Source organism: Burkholderia plantarii (genome assembly GCF_001411805.1).
Taxonomy (GTDB): Bacteria; Pseudomonadota; Gammaproteobacteria; order Burkholderiales; family Burkholderiaceae; genus Burkholderia; species Burkholderia plantarii.
Map to the genome: position 1 here is coordinate 1,803,788 of NZ_CP007212.1, position 14,835 is coordinate 1,818,622.

General features: G+C 70.4%; 14 protein-coding genes. 5 read left to right on the forward strand and 9 right to left on the reverse strand.

Annotated elements, in window-relative coordinates; all coding sequences use genetic code 11:
- The first annotated feature begins 182 nt into the window (after positions 1 to 182).
- Positions 183 to 1,862: a methyl-accepting chemotaxis protein gene (locus bpln_RS07690; RefSeq protein WP_042624666.1), complete on the forward strand. Its 1,680-nt coding sequence runs from the start codon at positions 183 to 185 to the stop codon at positions 1,860 to 1,862.
- A 271-nt stretch (positions 1,863 to 2,133) separates the two neighbouring features.
- Here the strand turns inward: bpln_RS07690 and bpln_RS07695 are convergent, their stop codons facing one another.
- Genes bpln_RS07695 through bpln_RS07710 form a run of 4 tightly spaced genes read right to left on the reverse strand, consistent with a single transcriptional unit; the run spans position 2,134 to position 7,284 of the window.
- The gene (locus bpln_RS07695; RefSeq protein ID WP_042624667.1) at positions 2,134 to 3,099 is read right to left on the reverse strand and encodes an efflux RND transporter periplasmic adaptor subunit; all 966 of its coding nucleotides are present in this window, start codon (positions 3,097 to 3,099) and stop codon (positions 2,134 to 2,136) included.
- Positions 3,100 to 3,112: 13 nt separating this feature from the next.
- Positions 3,113 to 3,316, reverse strand: a complete 204-nt coding sequence (locus bpln_RS07700) for a DUF1656 domain-containing protein (RefSeq protein WP_042624668.1) — start codon at positions 3,314 to 3,316, stop codon at positions 3,113 to 3,115.
- A complete protein-coding gene (locus bpln_RS07705) occupies positions 3,313 to 5,529 on the reverse strand; it encodes an FUSC family protein (protein ID WP_055138508.1) in 2,217 nt (738 codons plus the stop codon). The genes bpln_RS07700 and bpln_RS07705 overlap by 4 nt, the downstream gene beginning before the upstream one ends.
- A gap of 12 nt (positions 5,530 to 5,541) precedes the next feature.
- Entirely contained in the window at positions 5,542 to 7,284 is a 1,743-nt protein-coding gene (locus bpln_RS07710; protein WP_162492376.1) for an efflux transporter outer membrane subunit, read from the reverse strand.
- A 122-nt stretch (positions 7,285 to 7,406) separates the two neighbouring features.
- On the opposite strand from bpln_RS07710, the gene bpln_RS07715 reads away from it, so the two are divergent.
- Both bpln_RS07715 and bpln_RS37120 read left to right on the forward strand, forming a co-directional pair.
- Positions 7,407 to 8,348: a LysR family transcriptional regulator gene (locus bpln_RS07715; protein WP_042624671.1), complete on the forward strand. Its 942-nt coding sequence runs from the start codon at positions 7,407 to 7,409 to the stop codon at positions 8,346 to 8,348.
- A 132-nt stretch (positions 8,349 to 8,480) separates the two neighbouring features.
- Complete coding sequence (locus tag bpln_RS37120; RefSeq protein WP_162487018.1) at positions 8,481 to 8,630, forward strand: hypothetical protein; 150 nt, start codon at positions 8,481 to 8,483, stop codon at positions 8,628 to 8,630.
- Between the two features lie 175 nt (positions 8,631 to 8,805).
- Here the strand turns inward: bpln_RS37120 and bpln_RS07720 are convergent, their stop codons facing one another.
- Genes bpln_RS07720 through wrbA form a run of 4 tightly spaced genes read right to left on the reverse strand, consistent with a single transcriptional unit; the run spans position 8,806 to position 12,228 of the window.
- Entirely contained in the window at positions 8,806 to 9,636 is an 831-nt protein-coding gene (locus bpln_RS07720; protein ID WP_042626529.1) for a metallophosphoesterase, read from the reverse strand.
- A gap of 26 nt (positions 9,637 to 9,662) precedes the next feature.
- A complete protein-coding gene (locus tag bpln_RS07725) occupies positions 9,663 to 11,084 on the reverse strand; it encodes an FAD-binding oxidoreductase (protein WP_055138510.1) in 1,422 nt (473 codons plus the stop codon).
- 20 nt (positions 11,085 to 11,104) lie between these two features.
- Positions 11,105 to 11,620, reverse strand: a complete 516-nt coding sequence (locus bpln_RS07730; RefSeq protein WP_080937137.1) for a DUF2069 domain-containing protein — start codon at positions 11,618 to 11,620, stop codon at positions 11,105 to 11,107.
- Entirely contained in the window at positions 11,617 to 12,228 is a 612-nt protein-coding gene (gene wrbA / locus bpln_RS07735) for an NAD(P)H:quinone oxidoreductase (protein ID WP_042624673.1), read from the reverse strand. Before wrbA ends, bpln_RS07730 begins: the two co-directional genes overlap by 4 nt.
- An 84-nt stretch (positions 12,229 to 12,312) precedes the next feature.
- Here wrbA and bpln_RS07740 point away from each other — a divergent pair, with 84 nt between their 5' ends.
- The gene (locus bpln_RS07740) at positions 12,313 to 13,623 is read left to right on the forward strand and encodes a YihY family inner membrane protein (RefSeq protein WP_042624674.1); all 1,311 of its coding nucleotides are present in this window, start codon (positions 12,313 to 12,315) and stop codon (positions 13,621 to 13,623) included.
- 100 nt (positions 13,624 to 13,723) lie between these two features.
- Here the strand turns inward: bpln_RS07740 and bpln_RS07745 are convergent, their stop codons facing one another.
- A complete protein-coding gene (locus bpln_RS07745; RefSeq protein ID WP_055138511.1) occupies positions 13,724 to 14,044 on the reverse strand; it encodes an Mpo1-like protein in 321 nt (106 codons plus the stop codon).
- A gap of 208 nt (positions 14,045 to 14,252) precedes the next feature.
- Here bpln_RS07745 and bpln_RS07750 point away from each other — a divergent pair, with 208 nt between their 5' ends.
- A complete protein-coding gene (locus bpln_RS07750) occupies positions 14,253 to 14,723 on the forward strand; it encodes a CBS domain-containing protein (protein ID WP_042624676.1) in 471 nt (156 codons plus the stop codon).
- Positions 14,724 to 14,835 lie beyond the last annotated feature (112 nt).

Below are 14,835 nucleotides of genomic sequence, written 5' to 3' on the forward strand. Positions count from 1 at the left end.
GAGATCATTGAATTTCTGACAACCGGTGATGACCCGGACTCAAGAAAAAAATGGTGCGTGCCGACAAGCCGTCATTCGTGACGACACGCACGAAATGGGCCGTGCCGCGGATCCGCGGCGGTCGGCCGAACGGTGACGCCGGAGCCGATCGATCCGGCGGCAGGAACAGGACGGGAGAATCAATGATGGGAATTTCGCTGCGCGCTCGACCGGGAACGGACCGCGACACGGCGGGCGCGGCGGCGTCTGCCGCGCGGACCCACGGAAAACGCGCGTCGCGGCGCGCGGGCGGAGAGCCCGCGCGCGCGTGGTCGGTGCGTACGACGCTGTACGCCGCGTTCGCGGTGGTGCTGATCGGCACGCTGGCGATCGGGCTGTTCTCGCTATGGCAGATCAGCAAGCTCGACGCCTCGATCGGCTCGGTCTACGAGCAGGGCCACGTGGCGAGCAACGCGGCCGAGTCGGTGCGGGCGCATCTTCTGCGCGCGAGCCGCGCCCAGAAGATGCTGCTCACCGCGACCACCGCGAAGGAGCGTGACGATCTCGGCAACGACATCGAACAGGCGCTCACCGGCATCACGACCGAGGTCACCGTGCTGCAGCGCTACACGGCGCCGGCCGAGCACTCCACGCTCGACCCGTTCACCAAGGCGGTGGCGGGCTGGAGCGGGCACCTGCGCGATTTTGTGACGCTCATCAAGCAGCAGCCGCTCGACCTGTCGCAGATGAACTGGCAGGTCGGCACCCAGGACGTCTCGCTGTTGGTCGAGACCGGCAAGCTCGAGAAGCAGGTGGACGCGCTGGTCGCCTCGCGCGGCGAGGCCGCCAAGGCCACGCGTGACGCGTCCACCGCGCGCTTCCATGCCTCGTTCCTGATGATCGCGGCGATGACGGCCGCGCTGATCGTGGTGGCGATCGTGATCGCCACCTGGGTGGTGCGCCGGCTCGGCGTGCAGCTCGGCGGCGAGCCCGCCACGGCCAAGACCATCGCGGCCGGCATCGCGCACGGCGACCTGTCGCGCCACGTCACGCTGTCCAAGCACGATCGCGGCAGCGTGCTGCACGCGCTCGACGAGATGCAGCGCCAGCTGGCCGGCACGGTGCGCGAGATCGCGGCCAGCGCCGAGGCGATCGCCTCGGCCTCGAGCGAGATCTCGACCGGCAACCTCGACCTGTCGCAGCGCACCGAGCAGCAGGCGGTCGCGCTCGAACGGACCTCGTCGAGCATGTCGCAGCTGACCTCCACGGTCCACCAGAACGCCGAGAACGCGCGGCAGGCCAGCGCGCTCGCGCAGAACGCGTCGGACGTGGCCGAGCAGGGCGGCTCGGTGGTCAGCCGCGTGGTGGAAACCATGAACGAGATCGACGCGAGCGCGAAGAGCATTCGCGACATCATCGGCACGATCGAGGGCATCGCGTTCCAGACCAACATCCTCGCGCTGAACGCGGCGGTGGAAGCGGCACGGGCCGGCGAGAACGGCCGCGGCTTCTCGGTGGTGGCGAGCGAGGTGCGATCGCTCGCGCAGCGCTCGGCAACGGCCGCCAAGGAGATCCGCCAGCTGATCGGCGCCTCGGTCGAGCGCGTCGCCAACGGCGCGCAGCTCGCGACCGACGCCGGTCAGACGATGGAGGAAGTGGTGCGCGCGGTACGGCGCGTGACCGACATCATCGGCGAGATCTCGGCGGCCTCGACCGAGCAGAGCGCCGGGATCGACGAGATCGGTCGCGCGGTCGAGCAGATGGACGCGGGCACCCAGCAGAACGCGGCGCTGGTCGAGCAGGCGGCCGCCGCGGCGCGCTCGCTCGACGAGCAGGCGCAGGCGCTGAAGGCGCTGGTCGGGCACTTCCGGCTCGCCGCCTGAGCCGCCGGCGCGCCTTCGCGCGCCACCTTGCGCCGCCGCCCCGGCGGCGACGGACCGGACGGAGGCCGGACGCGGCGGTAGGGCACCCGGCCCGTCCGGTTTTTCGTTGCGCCTTCCTTCAGACGAAATCGTGGACGAACGCCGGCCCGAGCCGATTCGCGCCGGCGCGTGCGGTTCGCCCGCTTGCCACGGCGCGAATGTGAAACGGCCCGCGATGCGCAACGCGTCGCGAGCCGCATGACGACTGGCGCCGGCGGTGCCGGCCGCCGTTTCAGCGCTTGGCCGGCGCGGTGGACGAGGCCGCTGCGGTGGCCGAAGCCGACGCGCTGGCGGAGGCCGGTGCAGCCGAGGCGTCGGGCGTGACCGGCACCACCGGCTTGTGCTCGTCGACGATCACCGTGCAGGTCGTGCCGGCCGACAGCACCACGCCGTCGGGCACCTGGTCGATATGGATGCGCACCGGCACGCGCTGCGCGAGCCGCACCCAGTTGAAGGTGGGATTCACGTCGGCCACCAGGTCGCGGCTCTGCGGGTTGTCGCGATCGTAGATGCCGCGCGAGATGCTGTCGACATGGCCTTTCAGCACGCCACCGCTCATCAGCCGCATCTCGGCCTGCGCACCGATCCGCACGCGCGGCAGCTTGGTTTCCTCGAAATAGCCGTACACCCAGAACGAGTGGCTGTCGATGATCGCGAGCTTGGCGTTGCCGGCCGTCGCGTAGTCGCCGCGGAACACGTTCAGGTTCGTGATGTAGCCGTCCACCGGCGCCACCACGCGCGTGCGGGCGAGGTTCAGCTGCGCGGCGTCGAGCGCGGCGAGCGCCTGCTGGTATTGCGCGGCGGCGCCCGAGGCCGACTGCGCCGCGTTCTCGCGGTTTTCCTTCGACACCACGGCGGCATCGAGATCGGCGCGGCGCGCGGCGTCGGCGCGGCGCATCTGCAGCTCGGCGGCGCGCGCGGCGACGGCGGCCCTGGCCTGCTCGACGGCGATCGCGTAGTGCGACGGGTCGATCTGCATGATCAGGTCGCCCTTGTGGACGAACTGGTTGTCGCGCACGGGCAGCTCGACCACGGCGCCCGACACGTCGGGCGCGACGTTGACGATGTCGGCGCGCACGCGGCCGTCGCGGGTCCACGGCTCGTCCATGTAATGGACCCACAGCCGCTGGCCGATCAGGATCGCGATCACGAGGATGACGGCTGTCGCGACGAAGCCGATGAGTTTTCTCAGTAGCATGGTTCGGTTCTTTTCAACGATAGACGGCGAGGCTCAGGCCGCCGCAGATGCAGACGAGCAGGCTGGCGCGGAACAGCGACGGATGCCAGACCACGCGATACAGGCCGGTGAACGACAGCAGCCGGTCGACGATCCAGGTGAGGATCGCGCCGACGATGAACATCAGCACGATGGTCGGCATGTACGCGTCGAGGACGGCGATTTCACGCGGCATCATGATTGGACTCCCGGGTTGAGCGGCGCGCCCGCGTGGCCGTCGAGCGCCGCCAGCGGCGATTCGCGGTCGAGCAGCGCGGTGCGCACGAAATGCAGGTGACGGAGGACCCGCTCCATACGGTGCCGGTCCTCGGCGGGCGGCGCGAACGTGTCGATGGCCTGGCGGGTCGCGGCGATCGCTTCGACGTTGGCGGCCAGCGCGGCGTCGAAGCGCGCCGGCGTGGGCCGGACGAACAGCGCGGCGATCGTCACGCGGGTGCGGTGGACGGCGATGCGCCATGGCATGGTGGCCGCGTAGCGCGGATCGGGCGGCAGCCCGGCGAACTCGTGGCGCAGGTCGATGATCGCGTTGCCGATCTCGAGCACCGCGAACATCCAGCGCAGCGCCTCGCGCTGCACGCCCGGCTGGTCGGCCGACAGCGTGTGGGCCTGATGCATCAGGTCGCGCGTGCCGCTTTCGAAGCGAGCGCGCAGGCTGCCGCCCAGCCGCCCGCGGCAGGCCAGCACCACCTGCCGGCGCAGGTCGGCGAACAGCCGGCGCTTGAGCCACGGCGCCGTGGGCGGGATCAGCACCGCGAACGCCACCGCCGACACCAGCATCGACAGCAGGATCGCGAGGCCGTTGTTGAGGAACTCGGTGGGCGCGTACTGCGTGATGTTGTCGGGGCCGGCCAGGAAGCTGAAGAAGATCAGGTAGCCCATCCCGTGCGCGCCCGTCTTCGGCCGCGTGGTCAGCCAGAGGCCGATCGACAGCAGCGGCGTGAGCGCCACGCACAGCATCGGGAAGCCGTCGATGCGCGGATAGATGCCGAACATCAGCAGCATGCCCATCAGCACGCCGAGCGTTGCGCCCAGGCCCATCTGGATCGACATCGCGCTCGGTCGCGGCGAGATCGACACCAGCGCGCAGGTGGCCGCCGCGTTCAGCACCAGCATCACGCCGCTCGGCCAGGCGCTGGCGATCCAGAACCAGCCGAGGATCAGGATCACGGTCGCGGTGCGGATGCCGGCGATCAGCGAGGCGGTCAGGTTGGTCTTCGGCTCGAAGTGCTCGATCCAGTGCTCGCGCTCGTGCGTTTCGCTCGCGAGCGAGCCGTAGGTGGCGGCGTAGTCGTGCAGGTCCGAGACGAAGCGGTAGAGCAGCTCGGCGGCCGTGTCGAAATCGAGCAGCGGGAAATCGGGCTGCGTCTCGAGCTGCGCGCGCGTCGCGCGGATCCGCGCCGGCAGCGCGTCGCGATAGGCGCGCAGCGGGCCGGCCGCGCGCGCGGCGTCGGCGGCGGTGCGTACCGGCTCGCCGTCGGGTTCGAGCAGCGGCGCGATCTCGCGGTAGTACGGCTCCAGCGCGACCACGGCGGCCGCATCGTGCGACTCGCGCAGGCGGTTCATCAACTGGTGCAGCGCGTGAAAGCGGCTCGACACCATCATGAATTCACTGTTCAGGCGCGACAGCCGGCCGTTGCGCGAGCGCTGTTCGTGGTTCTCGAACACGGCCATGCTGCGGGCGGCCTCGAAGCCGATCACGTCGGCCACGAAACTCGTATGCACGCTCTCGATGTGCGCGCGCTCAAGCTTGCCGGACAGCACCGCGGCGACGTAATCGACGAACGAGGCGAAGCGCCGGCGCAGCGTGGTGCGCATCTGCTCGCCCGTGTAGCGCGGGAACACCAGCGCGCTGACGAGGCCGGCCGACAGGATCCCCACCACGATCTCGGCCACCCGCGTGAGCGCGCTCATGAACGCCGTGTCGGGCTGCTGCGAGGCGGGCAGGCCGATCAGCGCGGCGGTGTAGCCGGCCAGCAGGAAGCCGTAGCTGCGGAAGTTGCGGTTGCGCGTGGCGCCGGCGTTGCAGACCGCGATCCACAGCGCCAGCGCGACCAGGAACAGCACCGGCTGCTGCGGAAACAGGCCGACCAGGGTCAGCGTCGCGATGAGGCCGACCAGCGTGCCCAGCAGCCGGTAGAAGCTCTTGGCGAGCACCGCGCCGCTTTGCGGCTGCATCACGATGAAGACGGTGGTCATGGCCGTCTTCGGCGCGGGCAGGTCGAGCACCATCGACACGCCGAGCGCGATGAAGGCCGCCGTGAGCGCCTTGGCGACGTAGAGCCACGCGTTGCCGTCGGTGCGCGTCCAGTCGGCGACGGCCGAGCCCAGCACGGCGAGGCGCGAGTGGCCGGGCGGCGGCGGGGCGTGGCGGGATGACGAGGGAGCGGACATCGCGGGTCTCCGTCAGTGGGCGGCCGGCACGGTGGCGCGGGCGGGGGCGGCGGTTGCCGGGGCTGGTGAAACCGCCGGCGAAGCGGTTGACGAGGCGGCGCGGCCCGCTTCGCCGGTGGCGGGGCGCGCGTGCCGGACGACCGCTTTCGGCGCGGCCGGCCGCGGGGCCGTCGGCGCGCTCGCCGCGACGGGGGCCGACGCGCCGGATCCGGCCGCCGACGAAGCAGCGACAGCGGGCGAGGCGACCGCCGGCGCCGCGGCCTGCGCCGGCGCGTCGTCGGGCGTTTCGAGCCCGCCGCCGAGCGCGGCCATCAGCGATGCATGCGCGGCGAGCCGTTCGGCCTCGATGCGCGTGCGGTTCTCCTGCGCGCGCAGCAGCTGCGATTGCGCGACCAGCACGTTCACGTAGTCGGTCAGCCCGCGCTTGAAGCCCTGGTGCGAGAGATCGAAGGTACGGCGCGTGAGCGACACCGAGCGGGCCGCGTCCTCGCGCTGCGTGTCGAGCGAACGGATCCGCACGACGTCGTCGGCGATGTCCTTCAGCGCCGAGACGAGCGTCTGGTTGTAGTGGTCGACGGCCTCGTCGTAGCCGGCCGAGGCGGCGCCCAGCTGCGCGCGCAGCCGCCCGCCCTCGAAGATCGGCAGCGTCAGCGCGGGGCCGGCCGACCAGCCGCCGTTCATCGAACGCAGGAAGCCGGCGAACGCGGAGCCGACGCCGAAGCCGCCCAGCGAGGCGAGCAGGTCGACGTTCGGATAGAACTGCGCCTTCGCCACGTCGATCCCGCGCGCCTGCGCGTCGACCAGCCAGCGCGCGGCCACCACGTCGGGGCGTCGGCCGATCAGCTCGGCCGGCAGCGCCGAGGGCAGGCCCGCCGGCGCCGTCAGCGACAGCGTCGGGCGCGTCAGCGCATCACCCGCGCCGGGACCCTTGCCGGCCAGCGCGGCCAGTTGGTGGCGGCCGAGCTGCACGGCTTCCTCGATGCTGTCGATCTGCCGCGAGTAGTCGGGCAGCGGCGCCTCGGCCTGGCTGACCTCGAGCTGGGTACCGATGCCGGCGCGCAGGCGCTTGCGGGCGAGTTCGAGCAGTTCGTTCTGGCGGTCGTAGGCCTGGTGGGCGATGTCGAGTAGCGCGAAGTTCTTCGCCAGCTCGATGTAGGTGCGCGTGACGTTGACCTCGAGTTCGAGCCGCGCGGCGCGCGCGTCGGCCGCCTGGGCCCGCGCCGCGTCGAGCGCGCGCTCGGCGTTGTTCTTGTCCTTGCCCCACAGGTCGAGGTGATAGGACAGGTTCAGCGTGCCGCTGTTGTTCCAGGTGTTGCTGTTGGCGAGCGTGCCCGGCCCGTAGAAATAATCGTCGGGCCAGTGCTTGCGCTGCAGCGCGAGTTCGCCGTCGAGCTGCGGCAGCTCGTCGGCGTGCGCGACGCTCGCCACCGCCTGCGCCTGGCGCACGCGCGCCTGCGCGGCGGCCAGCGACGGATTGCCCGCTTGTGCGCTCGCAATCCATGCGTCAAGTTGCGGGTCGCCATAGGCGCGCCACCAGTCGGCATTCGGCCAGCCCGCGTCGTGGTTGGCGGCGCGGATGGCGGCTCCCGCATCGAGTGCGGACGCCTCGACTTTCGACGCCTGCGGCTCAACATGACCCATGCTCGCGCATCCAGCCATTGTTAATAACATTGCAAGAACCGCCAGTGCGAATGTCCCTTTTGTTGCCCGAGACTGCACGATTTTCTCCCATTCGGATAAAGATGACCCGGACATGATTATATTTTTCCGTTTATTCCCGAATAAGCCCGTAAGGGTGCAAGGCATTTTTACGTTTTCTGAGATAATATTGCTTCTGCTTTGTGCAACAATCTGCTCGCATTAAAGGGGGAATCGGTATGGATACGCTTCAGAACATGCGTGTATTCGTGCGCGTGGTCGATGCGGGCAGCTTCACCGCGGCCGCTCAACAGCTGAATTCGACCACCGCCTACGCCTCGCGCGCGGTGTCGGATCTGGAGGCGCACCTGCGCACTCGTCTGCTGAATCGCACCACGCGCCGGATCGCGCTGACCGAGGCCGGCGAGCGCTACCTGCAGCGCTGCGAGCAGATCCTCGCCTACGTCGATCAGGCCGAAGCGGAGGCGGGCGATGCGCACGCGCGTCCGTCGGGCAAGCTGAGGATCCACAGCATGACCAGCCTTGGTCAACATTATGCAGTACCAATGATTGCGCGCTACAGGCAGCGTTATCCCGAGGTGCAGGTGGACCTGACGCTCGCGCAGCGGCTGCCCGACCTGCTCGACGAGGGCTTCGACGTGTCGGTGGTGGTCGACCGCCACCTGCCCGATTCCGGGCTGGTCTCGCAGCGCCTCGGCGAAACCTTCAACGTCGCCTGCGCGTCGGTCGACTATCTCGAGCGCCACGGCGTGCCGCAGCGGCCGCAGGACCTTGACGCGCACGCCTGTCTCGGCATGATGGCGCCCGGCTTCGTCTGGGACGAGTGGAAGTTCGTCGGGCCGGCGGGCGAGGAGCATTTTCCCGTCACCCAGCCGTCGTTTTGCGTCAACGTGGCCGAGGCGCTGTCGGCGGCGATCCGCGAGGGCATGGGGGTGGGCGTGCTGCCGCTCTACACGGCGATCGCCGGCCTGCGCGCCGGCCACTTCGTGCGTGTGATGCCCGAATATCGTTCGCATGTGATGAACATCTACGCGCTGTATCCGTCGCGTCAGTATCTCGACGCGAAGATCCGCACCTGGGTCGACTTCATGCGCGAGTCGCTGCCGGCCACCATCGAGGCCGACATCGAGACGCTGCAGCGCTACACGCGCGTGACCTGAGCGGGACCGGCGACCGGCTGCGCGCCGCGCGTCTGACGTTGCTTTTCAGTTCGGCAACACTTTTTTACGCTCGAAACGCGCGCGATTTGCTACTGTTGAGTCATTGCACTGACGGACTGACGGAGAAAAACGATGAGCGCGCACTGGGTGATGCTGGGTATTGCGGCCGTGGTCGGCCTGATGGGTGTGATGGGTGCGCGCGATCTGCTGCGCGGCGGCCTGCAGCAGCGGCCGGTGCCGGTGCGGGTCCGGCAGCCGGTGCGGCGTTCGCCGCGCGACTGAGGCGCGGCGGGCGATCCGGTCGCCGCCGCGCGTCGGGTAGGGCCGGCGTTGGCCGGTGCTGCCGCCTCGCGAGCCTTTCGACGGGCGTGCTTGAAGCACGCCCGTTGCCGTTTACCGCCGCGGTTTCGGGGCAATCGCCTGCCGGTTGCCGGCCGCCGCACGACGGCGGGCGGATTCAGAGCGTGACGACCTTGTCCCAGGCGAACTCGGGGTTCTCCCATTCCCCGGTGCGGCGGCGCAGGTAGCCGCGCGGGTTGCAGACCACGCGCGTGCCGCTCGCCGCCGTGTAGTCGAACGAGGTGTGGGTGTGGCCATGGACCCACAGCGCGACGGGCGGCGCGACCAGCGCGTCCAGCTCGCTGACGAAGCCGGCCGAAACAATGTCGTCGGCATAGCGCGGTGCGAGGCTCGCGCGGTGCGGCGCGTGGTGCGTGACGACGATCGTCGCGCCGGCCCATGGCTTCTTCAGCTCCGTCTCGAGCCAGGCGCAGGCGGCGCGGTGCAGCGCGAGCGTGTCGGCCGGCGTCAGCGCGCGCGAGGCGCCAGCCGGCGTGTCCGGGCCGGGTGCGCCGGCGGCGGCCCAGTCCACCTGGATCGCTCCGTTGAAATCGAACATCGCCCGTGCGCAGGCCGTCATGGCCCGGTCGCGCGCGGCGGGGTCGGCGCCGAACAGCGCGAAATCGGTCCAGAGCGTGGTGCCGAGCACGCGAAAGCGCCCGGCCGGGTCTTCATAGACGTCGCGGTTCAGGTAATGGACGCCATCGAGCGCGCCGGCGGTGTCGCGCATCGCGGCCTCGAGCGCGCCGAACGCGCCGTCGTAATACTCGTGATTGCCCGGCACGTAGACCACCGGCACCTCGGCATCGAAGCTCCCGGCGGCCCAGCGCAGGCCCTCGGCGTGGTTGTGGATGTCGCCGGCCAGCACCACCAGGTCGGCCGGCGCGCCGGGAATCGCCTCGGGCCGGTTGCCCTCGAGGTGCAGGTCGGACAGCACGCGGACGCGGATCGGCATGGCGGTGTCTCGCTGGCGGCTCAGCGCAGCACCTTGCCGGGATTCATCAGACCGAGCGGGTCGAACGCCTGCTTGAGCGTCTTCATCAGCCCGACCTCGACTGGCGACTTGTAGCGCTGCGCGTCGTCGATCTTGAGCTGGCCGATGCCGTGCTCGGCGCTGATCGTGCCGTGGTGGCGCTGCACGTTGTCGTACACCACGCGGTTGATCGGCTCCTGGAACTCGGCGAGGAACGCCTTCGGGTCGCCGCCCTCGGGGGTCTGCACGTTGTAGTGCAGGTTGCCGTCGCCGAGGTGGCCGAACGTGACCATCCGCGCGCCGGGCGCGACCTGCTGGATCGCCGTGTCGGTCTCGTCGATGAAGCGCGCGATCGACGAGATCGGTACCGCGATGTCGTGCTTGATGTTGAGCCCCTCGTCGGCCTGCGCGAGCGGGATGTGCTCGCGCAGGTCCCAGAACGCGCGCGACTGCGCGAGATTCCCGGCCACCACCGCGTCGGTCACGAGCCCGGTGTCGAACGCCTCGGCCATCATCGCCTCGAACAGCGCGCGCGCATGCTCCTCGCTTTCGTTGTCGGACAGTTCGAGCAGCACCGTCTGCGCATGGGTGCCCGTGAACGGGTAGCGCAACTGCGGATAGTGCTTGCCGACGAGCCGCATGCAGAAATCCGACATCAGCTCGAAACCGGTCAGCAGCGGGCCGGCCGCGCGCTGCGCGAGCGCCAGGAAATCGAGCGCGGCGTGAGCCGACTCGAGCGCGGCCAGCGCGGTCACCTGCGCGGCCGGGCGCGGATGCAGCTTCATCACGGCCGCCGTGATGATGCCGAGCGTGCCCTCGGCGCCGATGTAGAGATCGCGCAGGTCGTAGCCGGTGTTGTCCTTGCGCAGCCCGCGCAGGCCGTTCCAGATCTCGCCCTGCGGCGTCACCACTTCGAGGCCGAGGCAGAGCTCGCGCGTGTTGCCGTAGCGCAGCACCGCGGTGCCGCCCGCGTTGGTGGAGAGGTTGCCGCCGATCGTGCAGCTGCCTTCGGCCGCGAGGCTCAGCGCGAACAGCCGGCCGGCGTCCTGCGCGCGTGCCTGGATCTCGGCCAGGATCACGCCGGCCTCGACGGTGATCGTGTTGTTGTGCGCGTCCAGCTCGCGCACGCGGTTCAGGCGCCCGAGGCTCAGCACGGCCTGGGTGCCGCTCGCATCGGGCGTCGCGCCGCCGGCCAGGCCGGTGTTGCCGCCCTGCGGCACCAGCGCGACGCGATGCTCGACCGCCAGCCTGACCAGCGCCGCGACCTCGTCCGTCGAGCCGGGGCGCAGCACCGCGCCGGTCGCGCCGTGGTAGCGCTTGCGCCAGTCGGTGACGAACGGTGCCGTGTCGTGCGGGTCGGTCAGGACGTGCTCGGCGCCGATCGCGGCGCGGCAGGCATCGAGGAAAGCGGAAGAAGGGCTCATCGCGAAGGTCTCGAAGTCAGTCAGGAAGGGCGGCGCGGCGCGCGCTTGCCACGCCGCGCCTCGGCCGGTTTGCCGTGCCGCGGCGCCGCCGGCTCCGTGACGGAGCGGCCGGCGCGCGTGGCGCGGGGAGAGGGGGCGGGCGCGGCCTCGGCCATCCGGCCGGCGGCCTTCGCCTGCCGCGCCGCGCGCTTGAACGGCGCGACGCAGGCGAGCGCGGCGGCGAAGAAGCCGAGCGCGAGCAGGCATTCGAGCCAGCCGAGCCGCGCCGACAGCCCGCCGTCGGTCATGCCGCGCACGACGCCCTCGGCGAAGTAGAGCAGGATCAGCATCGACGCCCATTGCAACGTGTAGACGCTGCGCCGCCAGACGCCCGGCACCATCAGCGCGAGCGGCACCGCCTTCAGCATCAGCGCCGAGCCGCCCGGGCGCAGCGGCGCGAGCCACAGCTCCCAGGCGAGCGACAGCGCGATCAGCGCGACGAGGCAGCCGAGCGCGAGCCGAGCGTAACCGGCGCGGGCGGCGGCCGGCGCGTTCATAGCGGGGCGGCCAGCCGCAGCGCGGCCTGCGCGAGCCGGGTGCCGAGCGCGACGGCGAGCCCGCGCTCGTCGGCGGACAGCAGGCCCGCGCGCGCGGCGCCGTGGCCGCTGCGCGCGTGATGCGAGGCGCCGTAGGGCGTGCCGCCGCCGTCGGTGGTGGTCAGCGCGCTTTCGGTGTACGGGATGCCGACGATCAGCATGCCGTGGTGCATGAGCGGCAGCATCATCGACAGCAGCGTCGATTCCTGGCCGCCGTGCAGGCTGCCGGTGGACGTGAACACGGCGCCGGGCTTGCCGCCGAGCGCGCCGGCGAGCCACTGCGCGGTGGTGCCGTCGAGGAAGTACTTGAGCGGCGCGGCCATGTTGCCGAAGCGCGTCGGCGAGCCGAGCGCGAGGCCCGCGCATTCCTCGAGATCGCGCGGCTCGGCGTAGGGCGGGCCGTCGGACGGAATCTCGGGCTCGCTGGCCTCGCAGACGGTGGAGACGGGCGGCACCGTGCGGATGCGCGCCTGCGCGCCGGGCACGGCGTCGATGCCGGCCGCGATCGCGAGCGCGAGTTCGCGCGTCGCGCCGTGGCGGCTGTAATAGAGCACCAGGATGTCTTTCATAGGCTTCTAGAGTGAGCGGCTATTATAGGGGGTGCGACCGTCGCGACACGCGGCGGCGCGCGTGTTGCCGGAAGGAGAAAGCCGTTGCCGAAACTGAGCGTCGACCTCGACACCATCAAACGCCTTGCCCGTTTCGCCGCCCGGCGCGGTGCGGAGGATCGCATCCCGCAGGTGGCGGGCAGCCTGACCTTCACGACGATCCTCGCGCTGGTGCCGCTCGTCACCGTCGCGTTCGCGCTGTTCACCGCGTTCCCGATCTTCTCTTCGTTCCAGGCGTCGCTGCAGAGTTTCCTCGCCGACCACCTGATGCCGGCACAGATCAACAACCAGATCTTCAAGTACCTCAACCAGTTCTCGTCGAAAGCCAAGGGGCTGACCACGGCCGGCCTGATCGTGCTCGTCGTGACCGCGGTGATGACGATGATGACGATCGAGTCGGCGTTCAACGTGATCTGGCGCGTGCGCAAGCCCCGGCCGTTCGCGCAGCGCGTGCTGGCCTACTGGGCGATCATCACGCTCGGGCCGCTGCTGTTCGGCGTGAGCCTGTCGATCTCGTCGTATCTGTTCACCAAGTCGCTCGCGTTCGCCGGCGCGCCGGCCACGTCGTCGTCGTTCGAGTGGCTGCTCACGGCCGCCTCGCTGCCGTTGACGGTGGTGGCCTTCACGCTGCTCTACGTCTACCTGCCGAACTGCGCGGTGGCCTGGCGCGACGCGGTGGTGGGCGGCGTGTGCGCCGCGCTCGCGTTCGAGCTGGCCAAGCGCGGCTTCGGCTACTACGTGCGGCGCATTCCGACCTACACGGCCGTGTACGGTGCGTTCGCGGCGGTGCCGCTGTTCCTGGTGTGGGTCTACCTGAGCTGGCTGATCGCGCTGGCGGGCGCGATGGTTGCCTCGGCGCTGCCGGCGATCCGGATCGGCCAGTTCCACCGGGTCGGTTATCCCGGCAGCGACCTGCTCGACGCGCTGGCCCTGCTCGCGCGGCTTGCCGAGGCGCGCGACGCCGGCCGATCCGGCCGCTCGGCGGCGCGGCTAGCGGTGATGGTGCGCTGCGGCATGGAAACCGCGCAGCGGCTGCTGTCGGCGATGGAGGACCGCGAATGGATCGCGCGGCTCGAGAGCGGCGGCAGCGGCCCGCCGCGCTACATCCTGCTGGCGAGCCCGGAGCGCGTGACGCTCGGGCAGCTGTTCGACGCGTTCGTGGTCGATCGCGACGAGCTGATGTACCAGATTCAGCGCGGGCGCACCGTGCTCGACGGCGAGCGGCTGGTGGCCGCGCTGACGGGCGAGGGGCTCGGCGTGACGCTCGCCGAGCTGCTCGTGAACCGTACGGGGCTGGTGCCGGAGGCCGACGACGAGCACGCCCCGGCGGCCGCGCTGCCGCCGCGGACGGCCTGAGCGGCGCGGCGACGCCCGGACGTCACGCCGGTGGTTCCGTTGGTGGACCCGTCACGCAATGAAAGCCGGAGCCGGCACGCCCGGCGCGAACGTCCGGGCCTTACAGCCGGATCTTCCCCAGGCAGATGTCCTTGAACATCACCCAGTCACCCATCAGGCTGTAGACCGGATGGCGGAACGTGGCGGGGCGGTTCTTCTCGAAGCCGAAATGGCCGACCCAGGCGAACGCGTAGCCGCACACGACGGCGGCCGGCAGCCAGCCCCAGCGGCCGGTGGCGATCGCCATCGCGAGGCAGCCGATCACGCCCAGCGAGCCGACGAAATGCAGGCGCCGCGACACCGGATGGCGGTGCTCGCTCAGGTAGAACGGATAGAACTGCGAGAAGCTCGAAAACTGCTCGGTATGCGTGGAGTCTGTCATCGCCGTCTCCCCCGGGGCCGGATGGCCGCCCTGATCAGCGTTCATTGTGCGGCGGGGCGCGCCGCGCCGCAAGCCGCGGATGCCCCGCGCGAGGCGCCCGTGGCGGGGCCGCGCGGGGCTTGCCCGGCGGCGGCGCGCGCTTTCCTTTTGATGGGGTTTCCGATAGGATCGGAAGCCGGTTGAGTACCATCCAGTTTTGGGGGCAAGAATGCGCGTCAGCGATATTCTGAAAGTCAAGGGCAACACGCTGTTCACGGTGACGCCCGATACGCCGCTGCGCGAGGCAGTCGACGCGATGGCCGAGCACGACATCGGCTCGCTCGTCGTGATGGAGTACGGCGACCTGGTCGGGATCCTGACCTTCCGCGAGATCATCATGCGCCTGAAGGCGAACGGTGGCGCGATCGGCGACGTGCAGGTGCGCAAGGTGATGGACGATCCGCTCACCTGCACGCCGGAGACCGACGTGAACGAAGTGCGCCGTATGATGCTCGAGCGCCACGCGCGCTACATGCCGGTGCTCGACAAGCGCGTGCTGATGGGCGTGATTTCGTTCTACGACGTCGCGAAGACGGTGGTCGAGGCGCAGAGCTTCGAGAACCGCATGCTGAAGGCCTACATTCGCGACTGGCCGCCCGAGCCGGACGGCGAAGTCCACCACAAGCCCGTCGCCAACTGACGCTACCGCCCGGTCCACGGGCGGTTTGCTTTCCGGGGGCGCGCCACGGGCCGCCCACCTTGCCACGGCCGGACCGCGAACGCGCGCCGGCCGTTTTCGATCCGACACTGAT

Coding starts and splice junctions, on each gene's coding strand:
- bpln_RS07690 (WP_042624666.1), top strand. CDS start 183: ATGATGGGAATTTCGCTGCGCGCTCGACCGGGAACGGACCGCGACACG.
- bpln_RS07695 (WP_042624667.1), bottom strand. CDS start 3,099: ATGCTACTGAGAAAACTCATCGGCTTCGTCGCGACAGCCGTCATCCTC.
- bpln_RS07700 (WP_042624668.1), bottom strand. CDS start 3,316: ATGATGCCGCGTGAAATCGCCGTCCTCGACGCGTACATGCCGACCATC.
- bpln_RS07705 (WP_055138508.1), bottom strand. CDS start 5,529: ATGTCCGCTCCCTCGTCATCCCGCCACGCCCCGCCGCCGCCCGGCCAC.
- bpln_RS07710 (WP_162492376.1), bottom strand. CDS start 7,284: ATGTCCGGGTCATCTTTATCCGAATGGGAGAAAATCGTGCAGTCTCGG.
- bpln_RS07715 (WP_042624671.1), top strand. CDS start 7,407: ATGGATACGCTTCAGAACATGCGTGTATTCGTGCGCGTGGTCGATGCG.
- bpln_RS37120 (WP_162487018.1), top strand. CDS start 8,481: ATGAGCGCGCACTGGGTGATGCTGGGTATTGCGGCCGTGGTCGGCCTG.
- bpln_RS07725 (WP_055138510.1), bottom strand. CDS start 11,084: ATGAGCCCTTCTTCCGCTTTCCTCGATGCCTGCCGCGCCGCGATCGGC.
- bpln_RS07730 (WP_080937137.1), bottom strand. CDS start 11,620: ATGAACGCGCCGGCCGCCGCCCGCGCCGGTTACGCTCGGCTCGCGCTC.
- wrbA (WP_042624673.1), bottom strand. CDS start 12,228: ATGAAAGACATCCTGGTGCTCTATTACAGCCGCCACGGCGCGACGCGC.
- bpln_RS07745 (WP_055138511.1), bottom strand. CDS start 14,044: ATGACAGACTCCACGCATACCGAGCAGTTTTCGAGCTTCTCGCAGTTC.
- bpln_RS07750 (WP_042624676.1), top strand. CDS start 14,253: ATGCGCGTCAGCGATATTCTGAAAGTCAAGGGCAACACGCTGTTCACG.